General features: G+C 37.6%; 19 protein-coding genes and 1 riboswitch. Of the genes, 13 read left to right on the top strand and 6 right to left on the bottom strand.

What is annotated here, in order from left to right; translation table 11 throughout:
* Positions 1-5: 5 nt before the first annotated feature.
* The 3 genes from NQ185_RS01450 to NQ185_RS01440 form a co-directional block, all read right to left on the bottom strand.
* Complete coding sequence (locus tag NQ185_RS01450; protein WP_257579737.1) at positions 6-908, bottom strand: hydroxymethylglutaryl-CoA lyase; 903 nt, start codon at positions 906-908, stop codon at positions 6-8.
* Positions 909-1,265: 357 nt separating this feature from the next.
* Positions 1,266-2,447 carry a toxic anion resistance protein gene (locus NQ185_RS01445; protein ID WP_257579736.1) on the bottom strand — a complete coding sequence of 394 codons (1,182 nt, stop codon included), beginning with the start codon at positions 2,445-2,447 and terminating at the stop codon, positions 1,266-1,268.
* On the bottom strand, positions 2,444-3,097 hold the full coding sequence (locus NQ185_RS01440) for a 5-bromo-4-chloroindolyl phosphate hydrolysis family protein (protein ID WP_257579735.1): 654 nt from the start codon (positions 3,095-3,097) through the stop codon (positions 2,444-2,446). Before NQ185_RS01440 ends, NQ185_RS01445 begins: the two co-directional genes overlap by 4 nt.
* 129 nt (positions 3,098-3,226) lie before the next feature.
* Between NQ185_RS01440 and NQ185_RS01435 the strand changes: the two genes are divergently transcribed.
* Entirely contained in the window at positions 3,227-3,916 is a 690-nt protein-coding gene (locus NQ185_RS01435) for a CoA transferase subunit A (RefSeq protein ID WP_257579734.1), read from the top strand.
* A gap of 40 nt (positions 3,917-3,956) precedes the next feature.
* Complete coding sequence (locus tag NQ185_RS01430) at positions 3,957-4,592, top strand: 3-oxoacid CoA-transferase subunit B (RefSeq protein ID WP_257580040.1); 636 nt, start codon at positions 3,957-3,959, stop codon at positions 4,590-4,592.
* 257 nt (positions 4,593-4,849) lie between these two features.
* On the opposite strand, the gene NQ185_RS01425 is transcribed toward NQ185_RS01430, so the two are convergent.
* The 3 genes from NQ185_RS01425 to NQ185_RS01415 all read right to left on the bottom strand — a co-directional run bounded on the left by NQ185_RS01425 (position 4,850) and on the right by NQ185_RS01415 (position 6,714).
* The gene (locus NQ185_RS01425; protein ID WP_257579733.1) at positions 4,850-5,173 is read right to left on the bottom strand and encodes a helix-turn-helix domain-containing protein; all 324 of its coding nucleotides are present in this window, start codon (positions 5,171-5,173) and stop codon (positions 4,850-4,852) included.
* A 124-nt stretch (positions 5,174-5,297) separates the two neighbouring features.
* Positions 5,298-5,435: an anti-repressor SinI family protein gene (locus tag NQ185_RS01420; RefSeq protein ID WP_257579732.1), complete on the bottom strand. Its 138-nt coding sequence runs from the start codon at positions 5,433-5,435 to the stop codon at positions 5,298-5,300.
* Positions 5,436-5,462: 27 nt separating this feature from the next.
* Positions 5,463-5,553, bottom strand: a riboswitch (cyclic di-GMP riboswitch).
* Between the two features lie 234 nt (positions 5,554-5,787).
* Positions 5,788-6,714, bottom strand: a complete 927-nt coding sequence (locus NQ185_RS01415) for an aldo/keto reductase (protein ID WP_257579731.1) — start codon at positions 6,712-6,714, stop codon at positions 5,788-5,790.
* A 120-nt stretch (positions 6,715-6,834) separates the two neighbouring features.
* Between NQ185_RS01415 and NQ185_RS01410 the strand changes: the two genes are divergently transcribed.
* The 11 genes from NQ185_RS01410 (at position 6,835) to sigF (ending at position 15,765) form a co-directional block, all read left to right on the top strand.
* The gene (locus NQ185_RS01410; protein ID WP_257579730.1) at positions 6,835-7,383 is read left to right on the top strand and encodes an NUDIX hydrolase; all 549 of its coding nucleotides are present in this window, start codon (positions 6,835-6,837) and stop codon (positions 7,381-7,383) included.
* Positions 7,383-8,546, top strand: coding sequence for an endonuclease Q family protein (locus NQ185_RS01405; RefSeq protein ID WP_257579729.1), 1,164 nt, complete (start codon positions 7,383-7,385; stop codon positions 8,544-8,546). Before NQ185_RS01410 ends, NQ185_RS01405 begins: the two co-directional genes overlap by 1 nt.
* Positions 8,547-8,626: 80 nt before the next feature.
* The gene (gene spoIIM / locus NQ185_RS01400) at positions 8,627-9,274 is read left to right on the top strand and encodes a stage II sporulation protein M (protein WP_257579728.1); all 648 of its coding nucleotides are present in this window, start codon (positions 8,627-8,629) and stop codon (positions 9,272-9,274) included.
* Positions 9,275-9,380: 106 nt separating this feature from the next.
* Entirely contained in the window at positions 9,381-9,860 is a 480-nt protein-coding gene (gene fur, locus NQ185_RS01395) for a ferric iron uptake transcriptional regulator (protein WP_257579727.1), read from the top strand.
* A gap of 327 nt (positions 9,861-10,187) precedes the next feature.
* Positions 10,188-10,415 carry a YqzK family protein gene (locus NQ185_RS01390; protein WP_257579726.1) on the top strand — a complete coding sequence of 76 codons (228 nt, stop codon included), beginning with the start codon at positions 10,188-10,190 and terminating at the stop codon, positions 10,413-10,415.
* A gap of 5 nt (positions 10,416-10,420) precedes the next feature.
* Positions 10,421-11,314: a site-specific tyrosine recombinase XerD gene (xerD, locus tag NQ185_RS01385; protein WP_257579725.1), complete on the top strand. Its 894-nt coding sequence runs from the start codon at positions 10,421-10,423 to the stop codon at positions 11,312-11,314.
* Between the two features lie 256 nt (positions 11,315-11,570).
* On the top strand, positions 11,571-12,752 hold the full coding sequence (gene deoB, locus NQ185_RS01380; protein ID WP_257579724.1) for a phosphopentomutase: 1,182 nt from the start codon (positions 11,571-11,573) through the stop codon (positions 12,750-12,752).
* Between the two features lie 147 nt (positions 12,753-12,899).
* Positions 12,900-14,063 (top strand): D-alanyl-D-alanine carboxypeptidase family protein, encoded by a 1,164-nt coding sequence (locus NQ185_RS01375; RefSeq protein WP_257579723.1) that lies wholly within the window; start codon positions 12,900-12,902, stop codon positions 14,061-14,063.
* Positions 14,064-14,201: 138 nt separating this feature from the next.
* The gene (spoIIAA, locus tag NQ185_RS01370) at positions 14,202-14,552 is read left to right on the top strand and encodes an anti-sigma F factor antagonist (RefSeq protein WP_257579722.1); all 351 of its coding nucleotides are present in this window, start codon (positions 14,202-14,204) and stop codon (positions 14,550-14,552) included.
* Position 14,553: 1 nt separating this feature from the next.
* Positions 14,554-14,994, top strand: a complete 441-nt coding sequence (spoIIAB, locus tag NQ185_RS01365; RefSeq protein ID WP_257579721.1) for an anti-sigma F factor — start codon at positions 14,554-14,556, stop codon at positions 14,992-14,994.
* A gap of 12 nt (positions 14,995-15,006) precedes the next feature.
* Positions 15,007-15,765, top strand: coding sequence for an RNA polymerase sporulation sigma factor SigF (gene sigF, locus NQ185_RS01360; protein ID WP_257579720.1), 759 nt, complete (start codon positions 15,007-15,009; stop codon positions 15,763-15,765).
* Positions 15,766-15,887 lie beyond the last annotated feature (122 nt).

The following is a 15,887-nucleotide window of genomic DNA, read 5'->3' as shown; positions in this document are numbered from 1 at the left end:
GGTGATTAGGGTTGGTGTCCCCCCTTACTAAATCGATAAAAGCCCGAATCAATTTTCCGCGATAAGTGAGGGGTGATTACATCAATCGCATCAACAAGTCTATCAAGGTCAACCCCGGTTTCAATTCCCATCCGTCCAAGCATATACACAACATCTTCGGTCGCCACATTGCCGCTCGCGCCTGGTGCGAAAGGGCAACCGCCAATCCCACCTGCCGATGTATCAAAACGATCAATTCCTGCTTGAAGGGCAGCAAAAATATTAGCGAGCGCCATTTTCCGTGTATCATGAAAATGAGCCGTAAGTTGAATGGTAGGCAACTCTTTCTTTAGTTTGGAAAAAAGCAAAAAAGATTCAATGGGTGTTGCCATTCCAATCGTATCAGCCGCACTTAACTCATCAACACCAGCTTTAGCAAATTCATGACAAAGCTTCAATGTGTCCAGAGTAGAAACTTTCCCTTCATACGGGCAGTAAAAAGCTGTAGAAATGCAGGCGCGTATAAAAAAACCATCGGCCTTCAATTCAGCAATGATCGGTTTCAATTCCGCCATACTTTCCCGTGTTGATTTATTAATGTTTTTTCGATTAAAGCTATCACTCACCCCAACGAAAACCGCGATATCTTTACAGTCGGTTTCCAACAGTTTTTCAATTCCTTTTCGATTCGGAACTAATGCAATGGCACGGACCTCCCTAGGACGAGCGTTCACAATCGAAACCGCATCCTTCATTTGCGGTACCCATTTTGGTGAAACGAAGGAGGTGATTTCCATTTCCTGAATTCCTGCAAGCTCCAATTTCTTAATAAATTCTTTTTTAGTCTCAGTATCAATAAAATTGTCCTCATTTTGCAACCCATCGCGTGGACCTACTTCAATAATAGTCACTTTTTCCGGTAAAGACACCCCAACTCCTCCTTACAGAAGAATAGTCTCTCGGCATTCACCGAATAGATAGTACAAGGTTTTCTTGTGCTTTTTTTTATTTCACTTTTTATTAGTAAAATTGACCATTCTACATTAAACGAGAAAATAATCTACATACTTCGCATCCGCCTATCACCGCCTCCTCAGTCGCTTCGCGCCTTGCGGGGTCTCACCGCCCGCCCCGCGGAAAGCGAGCAACTGTAGCGGAAATCAACCTAGCACTATCTTGGTAAGCAACAATGATTACGAATCGAAATTCTGAGAGTCTATAAGATTAAACGTCATTACCATAAAATATGAAAAACCGGACGCCATATATGTCCGGTTTTAAAAAATTTATGTGAGTCTTAGTAGTTTTTGCTTCAGCTCGTTCTCCATTGAAACAAGTTCTTGCTCCGCTTGGGAACGTTTTGCGCGGCCTTCTTGTTGAATTTTGATTGTTTCTTCGAGAGTCGTGATCAAATTCGATTGTGTCTTTTTTAATGTTTCAATATCGACAAGTCCGCGTTCATTTTCCCTTGCTGTTTCAATTGTATTTGTTTTTAGCATTTCAGCATTTTTTAACAGTAGATCATTCGTTGTTTTCGAAACTTGCTTCTGCGCTTCTACAGCCTGGCGTTGACGAATAAGCGTTAAAGCAATCGCAATTTGGTTTTTCCAAAGCGGAATGGCTGTCATGATCGATGTTTGAATTTTCTCTGCAAGCGCCTGATTCGTATTTTGAATCATTCTAATTTGCGGAGCACTTTGAATTGTAATTTGTCTGCTTAATTTTAGATCGTAAAGTCGTTTTTCAAGACGATCTGCAAATTGAACCATATCATTCACTTCCTGATATGTCATTTGATCGCCGGAAGCTTCAGCTTTTCGCTTAAGTTCAGGTATTGTCCTAGTAGTCAATTCTTCAATTTTTAATTCCCCAGCAGCAATATAAATGTTCAAAGCATGAAAGTATTCCTTGTTTTTCTCATATAATTGTTCAAGCATCTTTAAATCATCTATCAATGTTTGCTTCGATTGAGTCAATTTCACAGTAATCCGGTCAATTTGCGCTCCAGTTTTTTGGTATTTAGACATTACCTCTTGTATTGAATTAGAAATCTTTCCGAACATTTTTGAGAAAAAGTTCTTTTTTTCAGGTGAGAGTTCGTCTGGGTTCACATCCCGTAGTTTACTCATTAAATCATTTAAAATATCACCAATTGGACCAATGTCTTTACTTTGCACGTGATCGAGCATCGAGCTTGAAAAATTCAACAATTGCGATTGTGCATGAGTTCCGTAAGCGATCACCGCTTGATGGTTAGCGGGATCAATCTGTTTTGCAAGTTCCAGTGCACGTTTCCTGTTTTCTTCAGGTAAGCTGTCCACTAATCTAACAGGTTTAACCTCCTGCTGCAGCTGTTCCTGTTTTATCGGAACAATCTCCTGCTCACCAAATGGATTGGCTAGTAGATCATCAAGACTTGAAAAGTCGGTTTTTAATACTGTTTCAGTTTCTTTATTTTGTTCACTCACTGTTTCGTTCTCCTTTCATCGTCGAGAGGGTTATATTCTAGTTTTTTTAAAGAATGTTTTGCAACATCCAGTTCAAATTTTAAATCATCAATATCTGATGAAAGTACATGATATATATCTTTTTTGATAGATTCACTTAAATCCTCCAACGTGCTTTGCGTTTCTTTAAGCGAAATATACATTTTTTCATTTTTAACAGGCTGGGCGGCAAGCATTGCATACCTTTCAGAAAGCTCGACTACGGAATCAAGATGATAGAAGAAGAAACGCTCAGACTGATAAAAACGTCTTGGATCTTTATTAATAATTGCGTACATCCGTTTTGATAATTTGCTTAGTTCATATAGCTGTTTAAAAGCACCCATCGTCCTTACAGAAAAAAAAGCTTTTTGTAATCTGCTGATTTTTCTCTTCGCTTCAGCCAAGTTTTTTTGTATATACACATATTCTTTTCTCGTCAATTTATTTTTTTTCAAAAATTTGCGATCAGAATATAGTTTTATTCCAAAAAAGGTAAGACCTCCTACGAGAAATGCGGAGACAGTGGAAGTTATAAATTCTATGTTAAAACCATTAGACAAAATCACCCACAGCAAAATGGTTTCCGCAGCGGCAAACATACCGAGAAAAAATGAAAAAACTGGTTTCATGCTGCATCTACTCCTTATTCCTTCTTTTCTATATAAATTAATACGTTGATGGTTAAATAAAGGTTTCATTCATATCTATTATAGAGAATAAACCAATCTTTTGAAAGATAAAAAGGAGGACCGAAGAAATTGAAAAAAACTTATACGTCCTTTCGTGAAGCCATTGGTGATATTGAAGATGGCTCTACACTCATGGTAGGCGGATTTGGTCTTTGCGGAATTCCTGAAAATTTAATTTTGGCACTGAAAGACAAGAACGTTAAAGAATTGACAATCATTTCAAACAATTGTGGAGTTGATGACTGGGGACTCGGTTTATTGCTAAAAAATAAACAGATAAAAAAAATGATTGGGTCATATGTCGGTGAAAATAAAGAGTTTGAAAGACAAGTTCTTTCAGGTGAAATTGAGGTAGAGCTAATTCCTCAAGGGACTTTAGCCGAGAAAATCCGAGCAGGTGGTGCTGGGATTCCGGCCTTCTACACCCCTGCAGGTGTTGGAACAATGATCACAGAAAATAAGGAAATCCGAGAATTCAATGGAAAAACATATGCGCTTGAGGAGGCGCTTGTTGCCGATTTTAGTATTGTTAGAGCTTGGAAAGGGGATGCAATGGGGAACCTTGTATATCGTAAGACAGCACGTAATTTTAACCCCATTATTGCAACGGCCGGAAAAGTAACCATTGCAGAAGTTGAGATGCTATGTGAGACAGGGGAAATTGACCCTAACATGATTCATACGCCAAATGTTTATGTGCAAAGGATTATTCAAGGCGACCAGGAAAAAAGGATTGAAAGAAAAACAATGAAAGGGTGAGAGAAGATTGAATGTGGATCGGTCGAATATTCGAAAGAGAATGGCAGAACGGGTTGAAAAGGAAATTAAAAATGGGTTTTATGTAAATTTAGGAATTGGCATGCCGACATTAGTGGCCAATCATATATCACCCAAAAAACAAGTTGTCCTTCAATCTGAAAATGGGTTGCTTGGCATTGGCCCTTATCCCGAAGAAGTGGATCTGGATCCAGATTTAATAAATGCCGGAAAGGAAACGGTCACTGCAATACAAGGCGCAGCCTATTTTGATAGCGCAGAATCGTTTGCAATGATTCGGGGGGGACATATTGATCTTGCTATATTAGGGGGGATGGAAGTATCAAAAGATGGGGATCTAGCTAATTGGATGATTCCCGGAAAAATGATCAAGGGAATGGGGGGAGCGATGGATCTCGTTCACGGTGCTAAAAAAATAATCGTCATGATGGAACATGTGAACAAGGACGGAAAACCCAAAATATTAAATGCTTGCAGTCTCCCGCTGACAGGCAAACAAGTGGTGAATCGAATTATTACAGATCGGGCTGTAATAGATATTACGGATGCGGGTCTTGAATTGAAGGAAGTAGCAAAGGGCTACAGTATAGAAGGCATTATTTCTTCAACAGAACCGGATTTAATAGTGAGCGAAAATATTATTTTAGAAGCCTATTAAATAAGGCTCTTTTCCCAAACATTGTTGCTATTAATGTAAATCTAAATAACAAGAAAAAGAATTTATCCTTGGAACTGATATTAAAATGGGAAAAGAGCTACTAGCTTTATAAGAAACGCTAAACTTCCTTACTAGGCGTAAAAGCAGGCTCTTGGGCTTTTATAAAAACAGCAACTTTAAGAAATAGCCTTAAATAATAAATGGCTTGATTTCTCCCATAAAATCAAGCCATTATTCTCTCGTTCGTTCAAGTTAGTTTATTTATTTCCCATTTTCCATTTATTGAATTCTAGAAATTCACGAAATTCTTCTTTAGATACTCCTGAGGTCATAGCTTCCCTGACAAGATCCTCCCAATCCGAATCTAAACCGAGGGTTTCATCTTGTTCATCATGAAGCAGTGCATTAACTGAAATTCCTAATACTTCTGATACTTTTTCTAAAAAATGGATTGAAGGGTTCGATTGGATATTTCGCTCAATTGAACTTAAATAAGATTTTGCAACTCCAGCTTTTTCCGCCAATTCCGATAATGACATTTTTTTTTGTTTTCGATAATCACGCAAACGTTCGCCAATCATGTAAATCTTCACCTTCCTTACAGCAGATTATACCATATAACGAAGGTTTGTTTCATATTTAGAACAATCTTGAATGAATTTTTTTTGCCTTATTAAAAAATAGTTCCGAAGATGTGTTATATAACTAATGCTTATTTCCCTTATGAATGTTAAAAAACTCTTTAATGTTTTCTGGACTAATTCCAGCATTTAGTGCAGCTAATATTAACTCCACCCATTCCTCATCGAGTTGCTCCGATTTTACCATAACTGTTTTCCGCATAGTGACCTCCTAAAATACATAGAGTATTTAGGTAGCCCAGCTGCCATAGTGGATGAAAGAAACCTTAGGCCTGTGGCTTTGCGTATCTGTCTTTCGATCAGACTTGCCTTTATCTATTATTATTTCACTTGTATTTAAGAATCATTATAGACGTTACTAAAGTCACAGTCGCAAAAAAAATGTCGAAGTCGAAACAATACAGACACTTTAAAAATTAGTCATTTAGGAGTAGTTTTTTGTCGTAGAATAAAAAACTAGTTGGAAAAGAGAACTAACATCATTTGCATCAACCAAGAATAGTAAATAAAATTGTTGAAATCAGTAGGAAAATGGTGAACGAAAATTTTAAAAATTATATATGTTCTGTATAATTGCTCTTTTTTGCTATCATTTCTAAATATACGATTTCTTCTTTAGAAAGAGGCGATGAATTAACTGCCCTTACATTATCAAGCAATTGTTCAACTGTACTGACCCCCGTAACAACCGAGGCAACGGATTTATGAGCTAAGTTAAATTGAAGGGCAACCTCATTTAGAGAACGCGATTGAGGTAAAAGTTTCGCTTTTATACTTCCTATTAATTCCTTAATTTCTTCTGGAGAATAATTAAGATATGCTTTAATTTTAAAGTCATCTGCATCAATCGCTTCAAGTATTTTATCACTTAAAATACCTCTTGCAACTGAGCCCCTTGTCAGGACACTTATATTATTTTCTTCTAAGAGTGGCATGACTTCTTCTGGACGCCTGTCCAGTAAACTATATTGCATCATATTACTTATAATCGATGAATCTTTAACATATTTGCGGATGACATTAGGTCGAATAGAAGAAATGCCGTAATAACGGATGAATCCTTCTTCCTTTAATTCCTCAAATGCCTCAATTGTTTCATCGATAGGGTCGTCTATTGTCCCGCCATGCAGCTGATATAAATCAATATATTCCGTTTTTAGTCTGCGAAGGCTATCTTTCACTGCTTCTTTTATATACGCCTTTGAAGGATCCCAACTCCAACCATCCTTCTGTTCATTCCAACGGTTTCCAACCTTTGTAGCGATGATTATATCTTCTCTCTTACTAGATAGTGTCTTTCCTACAATTTCCTCATTCATTCCTCGATCATATAAGTCGGCCGTATCAAAATAATTAATTCCCGCATCTAATGCCGTTTCAATTATTTTTTGTGCTGTATTTAATTCAGTTCCAATTGACATACAGCCCAGTCCAATTTTGGAAACTCGTAAATCAGAATTTCCTAGCTGTCTTTTTTCCATATCCTAATCACCTTCCATTCTTTTCTCCATTTTACTGGAAAGTCGCCCAGTATAACAAAATTAATGTTCTGGTTGCTTTATGTTATGATTGGAAAAGTGAAAGAGAAGGAGCGACAAATCATGAAAAAATTTGAAGAAAAAACGATACATAGCAATGAAATATTTAATGGAAAAATTATTCGTCTACAAGTAGATGACGTAGAGCTTCCTGATGGAAAAATGGCAAAACGGGAAATCGTGAAGCATCCGGGAGCAGTAGCAATAATTGCCTTAAATGATGAAAATAAAATTATTATGGTCGAGCAGTATCGAAAACCATTGGAACGATCATTACTTGAAATACCTGCAGGGAAGCTTGAATATGGGGAAGAGCCTCTAGTGACAGCTGAGCGTGAGCTTGAAGAAGAAACGGGCTATGCAGCTGGGAAGATGGAGCATTTAACATCATTCTACACTTCTCCAGGATTCGCAGATGAGTTAATTCATCTTTATATTGCAACTGAATTAAAAAAAATAGATAATCCAAAAATTGGCGATGAAGATGAGTTCGTAGAGCTTTATGAAATTACGCTAGATGAGGCGATTCAATTCGTCGGTGAAAAGAAAATTTATGATGCGAAAACAGCATACGCGGTCCTTTATTTACAACTTAGAATGGCGATGACATGATGAATGAATTTTTTTCAGACTTGCATATTCATATTGGAAGGACTTTAACAGGTAAACCTGTAAAAATAACAGCAAGTAAAAATCTTACTCTATCTAATATATTGAAGGCCGCGAAATATCCAAAAGGTTTAGACATCGTTGGTGTGATTGATTGCCATTCACCAGAAGTCATTCTTGAAATCGAAAATTTATTAGAAGCGGGGAAACTCATTGAACTTGAAGATGGGGGCTTCGAATATGAAAATGGTGTAGTTCTTATTCCAGGATCTGAAATAGAAATTAATGATCGTTATTGTAAAGGTCCAATTCATGTTCTCGCATACTTTCCAACTATGCAAGCGCTTAAGGAATTTTCAAATTGGCTCTCTGAAAGAGTGACAAATATTCAGTTAAGCACGCAAAGAATTTATGAAGAAGCAAGAGTAGTACAAGAAAAAGTCAAATCTCTTAACGGGTTATTTATACCTGCCCATGTATTTACTCCTTTTAAAAGTCTATATGGGAAAGGTGTCGAAAAATCATTAACGGAAGTTTTAAATCCAGACTTTATTGATGCTATAGAATTAGGTCTAAGTTCTGATACGAACATGGCCGATCAGCTTTCTGAATTACACAACTACTGCTTTTTGACAAATTCCGATGCCCACTCCCTAGCAAAAATAGCGAGGGAATATCAAATGCTTGAACTGAAAGAACCTACATTTAAGGCACTTGAACAATCTTTTAAAAATATTGACGGAAACACAATTAAAGCAAATTATGGCTTAAATCCTTTATTGGGAAAATATTACCGAACGACTTGTGCAAATTGTTTTACACAAAAGCAAGGGGCAGTTTGTCCAAATTGTGGCTCGACAAAATTTACAATGGGAGTATTTGAACGGCTCACTCAATTGGCGAATGCGGAATATAAACCGAAAAGGCCGCCATATATTCATCAAGTGCCTTTAGAATTTATTCCCGGTCTTGGACCAAAAGCTATGGATAACCTATTGAATCATTTTGGGACTGAGATGAATATTTTACACCGTGTTAAAGAATCAGAGCTTAAAAGTGTTGTGAAGAAAGAGCTTGCTGACATGATCGTTCAAGCCCGAATGGGGAAATTGCAAGTTGCTGCAGGCGGGGGCGGTAAATATGGAAGGATTCAAAAAAATGATTAGTTTTTTGTAATGTAGATGTAGACATACTACCTGCTCGTCCATCATATAATGTACCAATCGCGGGACAGGAGGAGCAAAATATGCGCAATAGACTTTCTACTAATATTATCAGTCGTCATTTTCAAGAACATTCTTCCATCTACACTTTCATCATGGTCCTATTTTTAATGGGAGTCATATTTGGTTCCATTTTTGTCAATAGTTTATCTCCTCACCAAAAAGAAGATCTCTTTTATTATTTAAACCAGTTTTTTGGACAAGTAGGAGAGGGGAAGATGGTTCCTCCGGAAGAGCTATTAAAATTAAGCTTCTGGCATAATGTGAAATTTGCCGGTCTCATATGGATTTTAGGAATTTCTATCATTGGTTTTCCGCTAATTTTTATTTTATTATTTATAAAAGGGATTGTTGTAGGATTTTCTGTCGGGTTTCTTGTGAATCAAATGGGTTGGAACGGCTTATTGCTGGCATTTGTTTCCCTGCTCCCGCAAAATTTATTAATCATCCCTATTTTTATCTTTATTTCTGTTTGTTCAATTGCACTTTCAACGAAATTAATAAAGAAAATTTTTATTAGACAATCCCTTCCTTTTCATCTCTTGCCTGTCTTTTCAAGGTACTTTTTATCCTATATTGGTGCAATTGCCATCATTACAATAGCTGCAGGCTTAGAGGCATATGTTTCACCGATGTTGATGAAGTCAATCATCGTTTCCATAACAAATTAATATTTATTAAACTTTAAGTTGCTTCGTTATTTATAGTCATTTTAGTTTGATTATGACTTCCCTTCTGCTATAATAAAGTGGATAGTGGCGAGGGAGGATACATAGTATGGAAAGTCGTATTGATCGCATAAAGAAACAGCTACATTCTGCAAGCTATAAGCTTACTCCCCAGCGTGAAGCCACGGTTCGGGTGTTGCTTGAACATGAAGAAGATCATTTAAGTGCAGAAGATGTTTACCTGCTAGTTAAAGAGAAAGCGCCAGAAATTGGGCTTGCTACTGTTTATCGAACATTGGAACTTTTAACAGAATTAAAAGTAGTGGATAAAATCAATTTTGGCGACGGTGTTTCCCGCTATGACCTGCGAAAAGAAGGGGCAGCACATTTTCATCATCACTTAGTTTGCATTGAATGTGGAGCAGTTGATGAAATACAAGATGACCTTTTAGGTGATGTGGAGAAAATTGTAGAGCGTGAATGGAATTTTAAAATAAAGGATCACAGGCTCACCTTCCATGGGATATGCTGGCGTTGCCATAAAAAGACTGACGAAGAAAATGAAAGTAAAAATAAAGAAGAAAAATAACGAAGCCTTTTCCCGTTCCTAGGGAAGAGGCTTTTACTTTTTTTTCGAATCCATGAATAAATAAAGACAAGCTGGGCATATGCTTTTAAAAAAGAAAAGCGCAGGCGCCTTGTTCATCGACGTACAGGCCCACAGGATGTGGGTCCGTCGACGTCGCCACAGGACGTGGCGGTTTTAGTCGACGTTCCTTATTTGGCCTCTGACTGAGATAAAGGAAACACGACGAGGAACGAGTCTGGCTTCCTTATCGTAGGGAAGAGGACAAGAAGTTTGCTAGTCGATAGGCGCTGTAGCTAGACAAAAGTATGTCAGCAAAGGAATGGTTTTATGAAAAATATGCTCAAAGTCTTCATCGGAACCTTAAGATTGTTTTTATTATTTGCTGGGTGCACGATCCTCTTTTATTATGGTATTATGTGGATAAATCAAGAATATGAAAATTATCGGCGTTACGATGAGCCGGAAGGAACAGCGGTAAAGGCTTTTCAGCCGTTTGGAGATGAGGATCATGGCTGGTTTTCACGCCTTCTGCTTTTTTATCAGAATGGAGAGTAATGACAATGCAAGATCGGCTACAGGATTTTATTCATTTTATGATTGTAGAAAAAGGATTGGCAGAAAACACGATTATTTCGTATGAACGTGATCTAAAACGCTATCTAAAATATGTACAACAAGTTGAACAATTGAAATCACTGAACGATGTATCACGAATCCATATCGTTCAGTTTTTGTCATTTTTAAAGGGTGAAGGGAAATCAGCTAAGACACTTGCTAGGCATATTGCTTCCATAAGAGCATTCCATCAATTTTTACTAAGGGAAAAGGCTGTAGAACAAGACCCTTCTGTTCACATTGAAACTCCGCAGATGGAAAGAACATTGCCGAAGGTCTTAAGTTTTAGGGAAGTTGAATCATTATTAGAAACACCTGATTCATCCTCGCCTTTTGGTTTAAGAGACAAGGCGATGATTGAGCTATTATACGCTACAGGAATTCGTGTTAGTGAACTTATTAATCTTGATATGGAAAATGTACATCTGACAATGGGGTTTGTACGTTGTATAGGGAAAGGGAATAAGGAAAGAATTATTCCAATTGGAAAAATAGCACAAGAAATTATCGAACAATATATATTTGAGTCACGTTCAAAACTGAAAAACCCTAAAAATCGAACTGAGGCTTTGTTCCTTAATCATCATGGAAATCGGCTAACGAGACAGGGATTTTGGAAGATTATTAAAAAGCTTGCCTCTGAAGCGAAAATTGAAAAAGAACTCACTCCCCATACCCTAAGGCATTCATTTGCAACCCATCTACTTGAAAATGGGGCAGACTTGAGAGCGGTACAAGAAATGCTTGGACATGCCGATATTTCAACAACCCAAATTTATACTCACGTAACAAAAACAAGATTAAAAGACGTGTATACAAAGTTTCATCCACGTGCATAAGAAAAGCGGAAGCGCCTTGCTCATCGACGTACAAACTTCAGGGCCTCTGACTGAGATAAAGGAAACACGATAAGTCCGGTAGGACGAATCGATGTTGACTTATCGTAGGGAAGGGGACAAGAAGTTTGCTAGTCGATAGGCGCTGGAGCTGGACACGGAAAAGTAAAACCAACCGCAAAATTGCGGTTTTTTTATTGTATCTATAAGGGTATGATACAAGTATAGTCGAATATCAACATTAGAGGGGGCAACAAATATGGGTGATAATTTTAAAAGAGTACATCTTATTGTCTTAGACTCGGTCGGAATCGGCGAGGCTCCTGATGCCGCAGCTTTCAACGATGAAGGTGCGGATACATTAGGCCATATTGCAGAAAAAATGGACGGGTTGAACATGCCGAATTTGGAGAAATTCGGACTTTCGAATATAAAGAAAATTAAAGGGATTAACGAGACAAGAACAACGCAAGCTTATTACACTAAAATGCAAGAGGCCTCACAGGGAAAGGATACAATGACAGGTCATTGGGAACTGATGGGTCTCATTACGAGCCATCCTTTCAAAGTATTTCCAAACGGTTTTCCGGAGTTGCTGATCACTCAACTAGAACAATCTTCAGGAAGAAGTATCATAGGAAATATTCCAGCGAGTGGGACTGAAATCATTGATCGGCTTGGCGAGGAGCATATGAAAACAGGTGCACTTATTGTCTATACTTCGGCGGATTCAGTTTTACAAATTGCGGCCCATGAAGAAATTGTACCAATTGATGAATTATATAAAATTTGTGAAAAGACCCGCGAACTCACATTGGCAGATGAATATAAAGTTGGTCGAGTGATCGCAAGACCATTTATCGGTGAACCGGGAAATTTCAAACGAACGGCCAATCGTCATGATTACGCATTGAAGCCATTTGACAAAACCGTTATGAATGAATTAAAAGATTCAGGGTTAGATGTGATCGCGATAGGAAAAATAAATGATATATATGATGGGGAAGGAATTACAAAAGCTGTTAGAACGGTTTCGAATATGGATGGAGTAGATAAGCTAGTTGAAGTGATGGACCAAGATTTCACGGGCTTAAGCTTTGTTAATCTAGTCGATTTTGATGCTTTATATGGACATAGGAGGGACCCAATTGGATACGGAAAGGCGCTTGAAGAATTTGACGCGCGGATACCTGAAATACTTCAAGCTTTAAGAGATGATGACATGCTGATCATTACAGCAGATCATGGTAATGATCCGATCCATCACGGAACCGATCATACGAGGGAATTTGTACCGCTTATCGTTTATTCGAAACAATTCAATGGCGGTAGGGAACTTCCTTTACGGAAAACATTTGCAGATGTGGGTGCTACTATAGCGAATAACTTTCATATTAAATGGTCTGGAGCAGGAGAAAGTTTTTTGGAAAACTTAGGATAAAATAAATTGAAAAAAGCTTGTTGAGATTTGCTGCTATTCTCAACAAGCTTTTTCTTTTTTTCTGTATAATTCAATTCTTCCATGGCGAGAATGATAAATATGGAAATCATTTCCGTTTTTATCTATGAATAAATTGGAGGGAATATTATGAAGAAATTGATAAGTTCATGCATCGGGATATTTATGTTATTTTCGCTAATATCGCAATCTGCATTTGCAGAAGAGAAACAAGTTGAGCTTTCAGATGAATCAAAATCCGCTATCTTAATAGAACGAGATACTGGGACCGTGTTATATGAAAAGAATATGCACGAAAAATACTCACCTGCCTCCATGACTAAAATAATGACTATGCTTCTAATTATGGAAGCGATCGATAATGGGAAATTATCATTTGAAGATAAGGTATCAACCAGTGAGCATGCTGCTTCTATGGGGGGCTCCCAAATATTTTTAGAGCCTGGTGAACAAATGAAGGTAGAGGAACTTTTACTCGCTGTTGCAATCGGATCAGCAAATGACGCTTCAGTCGCCTTAGCTGAAAAAATTGCTGGAAGCGAAGAAAACTTTGTAAATATGATGAATGAAAAGGTTAAGGAACTAGGGTTAAAAAATACACAATTTAAAAATACAACAGGGTTGCCAGCTAAAGATCATTTTAGTACTGCCCACGATATGGCAATTATGGCCAAAGAGTTATTAAAATATGAAGAAATTACGGATTTTACAAAAATGTATGAGTCATATTTGCGAGAAGATACAGATAAAAAGTTTTGGCTTGTAAATACAAATAAACTAGTAAAGTTTTATCCTGGAGTAGACGGTTTGAAAACCGGATTTACGAGGGAAGCCATGTATTGTTTAACGGCTACTGCGAAAAAGGATGGCATGAGGGTCATAGCTGTTGTTTTCGGTGCCCCGACTTCAAAAAGCAGAAATGCACAAATAACGAAAATGCTTGATTATTCCTTTGCCAATTACACGTCTCACCCAGTATATAAAAAAGGTGAAGCACTCGGAAAAGTAAAAATCAGCAAAGGAAATGTAAAAGAAATTAAAGCAGTAACCGGCGAGCCCGTTTCGGTTTTAACCAAAAAGGGAGAACAGCTAACGAAAACTTCAAAGGTTATTACAATGAACAAACATTTAAAGGCCCCGATCCACAAGGGTGATGAAGTTGGGACGTTGACAATAACGCAAGATGGTAAAACATTAGCTAAAACAAAATTAATCGCGGAAAAAAACGTCAAAAAGGCCTCTTGGTGGGATTTATATAAGCGAACTTTTGGGATGTTTACCAAATCGAATTAACCAGGAAAAGCGGAAGCTGAAACTAGACATTAATAAAAAAAGTTGGCGAATTTCTTCTAGTTTTGTCATGAAGAAGGAATTCGAAGCTAAAAGATAGAATTGACTCACTATACCTTAAGCGAGGAGGCTATAGATAAAGTGAGTCTATCAATTGATTTAGAAGTTATGCAAGACGTGTTATGCATCAGACTATCAGGTGAATTGGATCATCATACGGCTGAGGAACTAAAAAATAGAGTAACTGAGGCCATTGAAAAGCACCGAATCCTCCATATTGTCATGAATCTAGAAAAATTAACGTTCATGGATAGCTCAGGTCTTGGAGTCGTATTAGGCAGATATAAACAAATAAAATTAAAGAACGGTGAAATGGTCGTCTGTGCGATCACTCCCCCAGTAAAGAGATTGTTTGAAATGTCTGGTTTATTTAAAATAATTAGACTAGAACCATCAGAACAATTTGCACTTGAAAGATTGGGGGTAGCTTAACATGAGAAATGAAATGCAAATTCAGTTCAGTGCGTTAAGCCAAAACGAATCATTTGCCCGAGTAACAGTCGCTGCTTTTATCGCTCAATTAGACCCTACTCTTGATGAATTGACTGAAATTAAAACAGTCGTTTCAGAAGCCGTTACAAATGCGATTATTCATGGCTATGAGCAAAATCCAGCGGGAATTGTTTACATTTCTGCTGCAATTGAAGACGATATGATAGATTTAGTCATTAGAGATAATGGAATAGGAATTCAAGATATTGAAGAGGCAAGACAGCCTCTGTTTACGACAAAACCTGAATTAGAACGATCAGGAATGGGTTTTACAATTATGGAAAACTTTATGGATAAAATAGAAGTGGAATCACACCCAGGTACAGGCACAACCATTCGCTTAATCAAATATGTAACCAAAAACAAAGCGTTATGCAATTAAGGAGCCGCGCCTATGGATGTGGAACTGAAGAAAGAGGCAAATAAAGGCTTTTTGAAGGATGCCGAGGTAAAGGAATATATAAGGAGAAGCCAGGAAGGGGATCAAGAAGCGAGGGACATTCTCGTAGAAAAAAACGTACGCCTCGTGTGGTCCGTCGTCCAACGCTTTTTGAACAGAGGATATGAACCAGATGATCTATTTCAAATAGGGAGCATCGGTTTATTAAAATCTGTTGATAAATTTGATCTTTCCTATGATGTTAAATTCTCTACTTATGCTGTTCCGATGATTATTGGAGAAATTCAACGTTTTATACGTGATGATGGAACAGTAAAGGTGAGCAGATCTTTGAAAGAATTAGGAAACCGGATAAGAAAAGCAAGAGATGAACTGGCAAAAAGGGATGAAAAGGTTCCGACCATTGGAGAAATAGCTGATTATTTAGGGGTTAGTCGTGAAGAAGTCATTATGGCACAAGATGCTGGTCGTTCACCGACTTCGATTCATGAAACTGTTTATGAAAATGACGGTGATCCCATCACCCTTATAGACCAAATTGCAGATCAAAACGACCATAAATGGTTTGATAAGATTGCGCTTGAAGAAGCCATTCGCGGGCTGGATGAAAGGGAAAGACTAATCGTTTATCTCAGATATTATAAAGATCAAACCCAGTCGGAAGTTGCCAGCCGCCTCGGTATCTCGCAAGTTCAAGTTTCACGTCTTGAAAAGAAAATATTGGAGCAAATGAAAGAACACATGGATGCTTAAATAGGCATCCATGTGTTCTTTCGCATTTACTCGTTTTCCTGCATGAAACAATATTGGTTTTCACATACTAATATAGCTCTTTATGTTTCATTTTTGAAAATCAAGAAATGCAGGAAGTGAAC

Source organism: Lederbergia panacisoli, from assembly GCF_024626525.1.
GTDB lineage: Bacteria > Bacillota > Bacilli > Bacillales > Bacillaceae_C > Lederbergia > Lederbergia panacisoli.
This window is presented reverse-complemented; position numbering and strand designations above follow the sequence as displayed.

What these genes read in the sequence shown, in the direction of transcription:
- NQ185_RS01440 (WP_257579735.1), bottom strand. Translation starts at nt 3,097, where the DNA reads ATGAAACCAGTTTTTTCATTTTTTCTCGGTATGTTTGCCGCTGCGGAA.
- NQ185_RS01430 (WP_257580040.1), top strand. Translation starts at nt 3,957, where the DNA reads ATGGCAGAACGGGTTGAAAAGGAAATTAAAAATGGGTTTTATGTAAAT.
- NQ185_RS01425 (WP_257579733.1), bottom strand. Translation starts at nt 5,173, where the DNA reads ATGATTGGCGAACGTTTGCGTGATTATCGAAAACAAAAAAAAATGTCA.
- NQ185_RS01420 (WP_257579732.1), bottom strand. Translation starts at nt 5,435, where the DNA reads ATGCGGAAAACAGTTATGGTAAAATCGGAGCAACTCGATGAGGAATGG.
- NQ185_RS01415 (WP_257579731.1), bottom strand. Translation starts at nt 6,714, where the DNA reads ATGGAAAAAAGACAGCTAGGAAATTCTGATTTACGAGTTTCCAAAATT.
- NQ185_RS01410 (WP_257579730.1), top strand. Translation starts at nt 6,835, where the DNA reads ATGAAAAAATTTGAAGAAAAAACGATACATAGCAATGAAATATTTAAT.
- NQ185_RS01405 (WP_257579729.1), top strand. Translation starts at nt 7,383, where the DNA reads ATGAATGAATTTTTTTCAGACTTGCATATTCATATTGGAAGGACTTTA.
- spoIIM (WP_257579728.1), top strand. Translation starts at nt 8,627, where the DNA reads ATGCGCAATAGACTTTCTACTAATATTATCAGTCGTCATTTTCAAGAA.
- fur (WP_257579727.1), top strand. Translation starts at nt 9,381, where the DNA reads ATGGAAAGTCGTATTGATCGCATAAAGAAACAGCTACATTCTGCAAGC.
- NQ185_RS01390 (WP_257579726.1), top strand. Translation starts at nt 10,188, where the DNA reads ATGAAAAATATGCTCAAAGTCTTCATCGGAACCTTAAGATTGTTTTTA.
- xerD (WP_257579725.1), top strand. Translation starts at nt 10,421, where the DNA reads ATGCAAGATCGGCTACAGGATTTTATTCATTTTATGATTGTAGAAAAA.
- deoB (WP_257579724.1), top strand. Translation starts at nt 11,571, where the DNA reads ATGGGTGATAATTTTAAAAGAGTACATCTTATTGTCTTAGACTCGGTC.
- NQ185_RS01375 (WP_257579723.1), top strand. Translation starts at nt 12,900, where the DNA reads ATGAAGAAATTGATAAGTTCATGCATCGGGATATTTATGTTATTTTCG.
- spoIIAB (WP_257579721.1), top strand. Translation starts at nt 14,554, where the DNA reads ATGAGAAATGAAATGCAAATTCAGTTCAGTGCGTTAAGCCAAAACGAA.
- sigF (WP_257579720.1), top strand. Translation starts at nt 15,007, where the DNA reads ATGGATGTGGAACTGAAGAAAGAGGCAAATAAAGGCTTTTTGAAGGAT.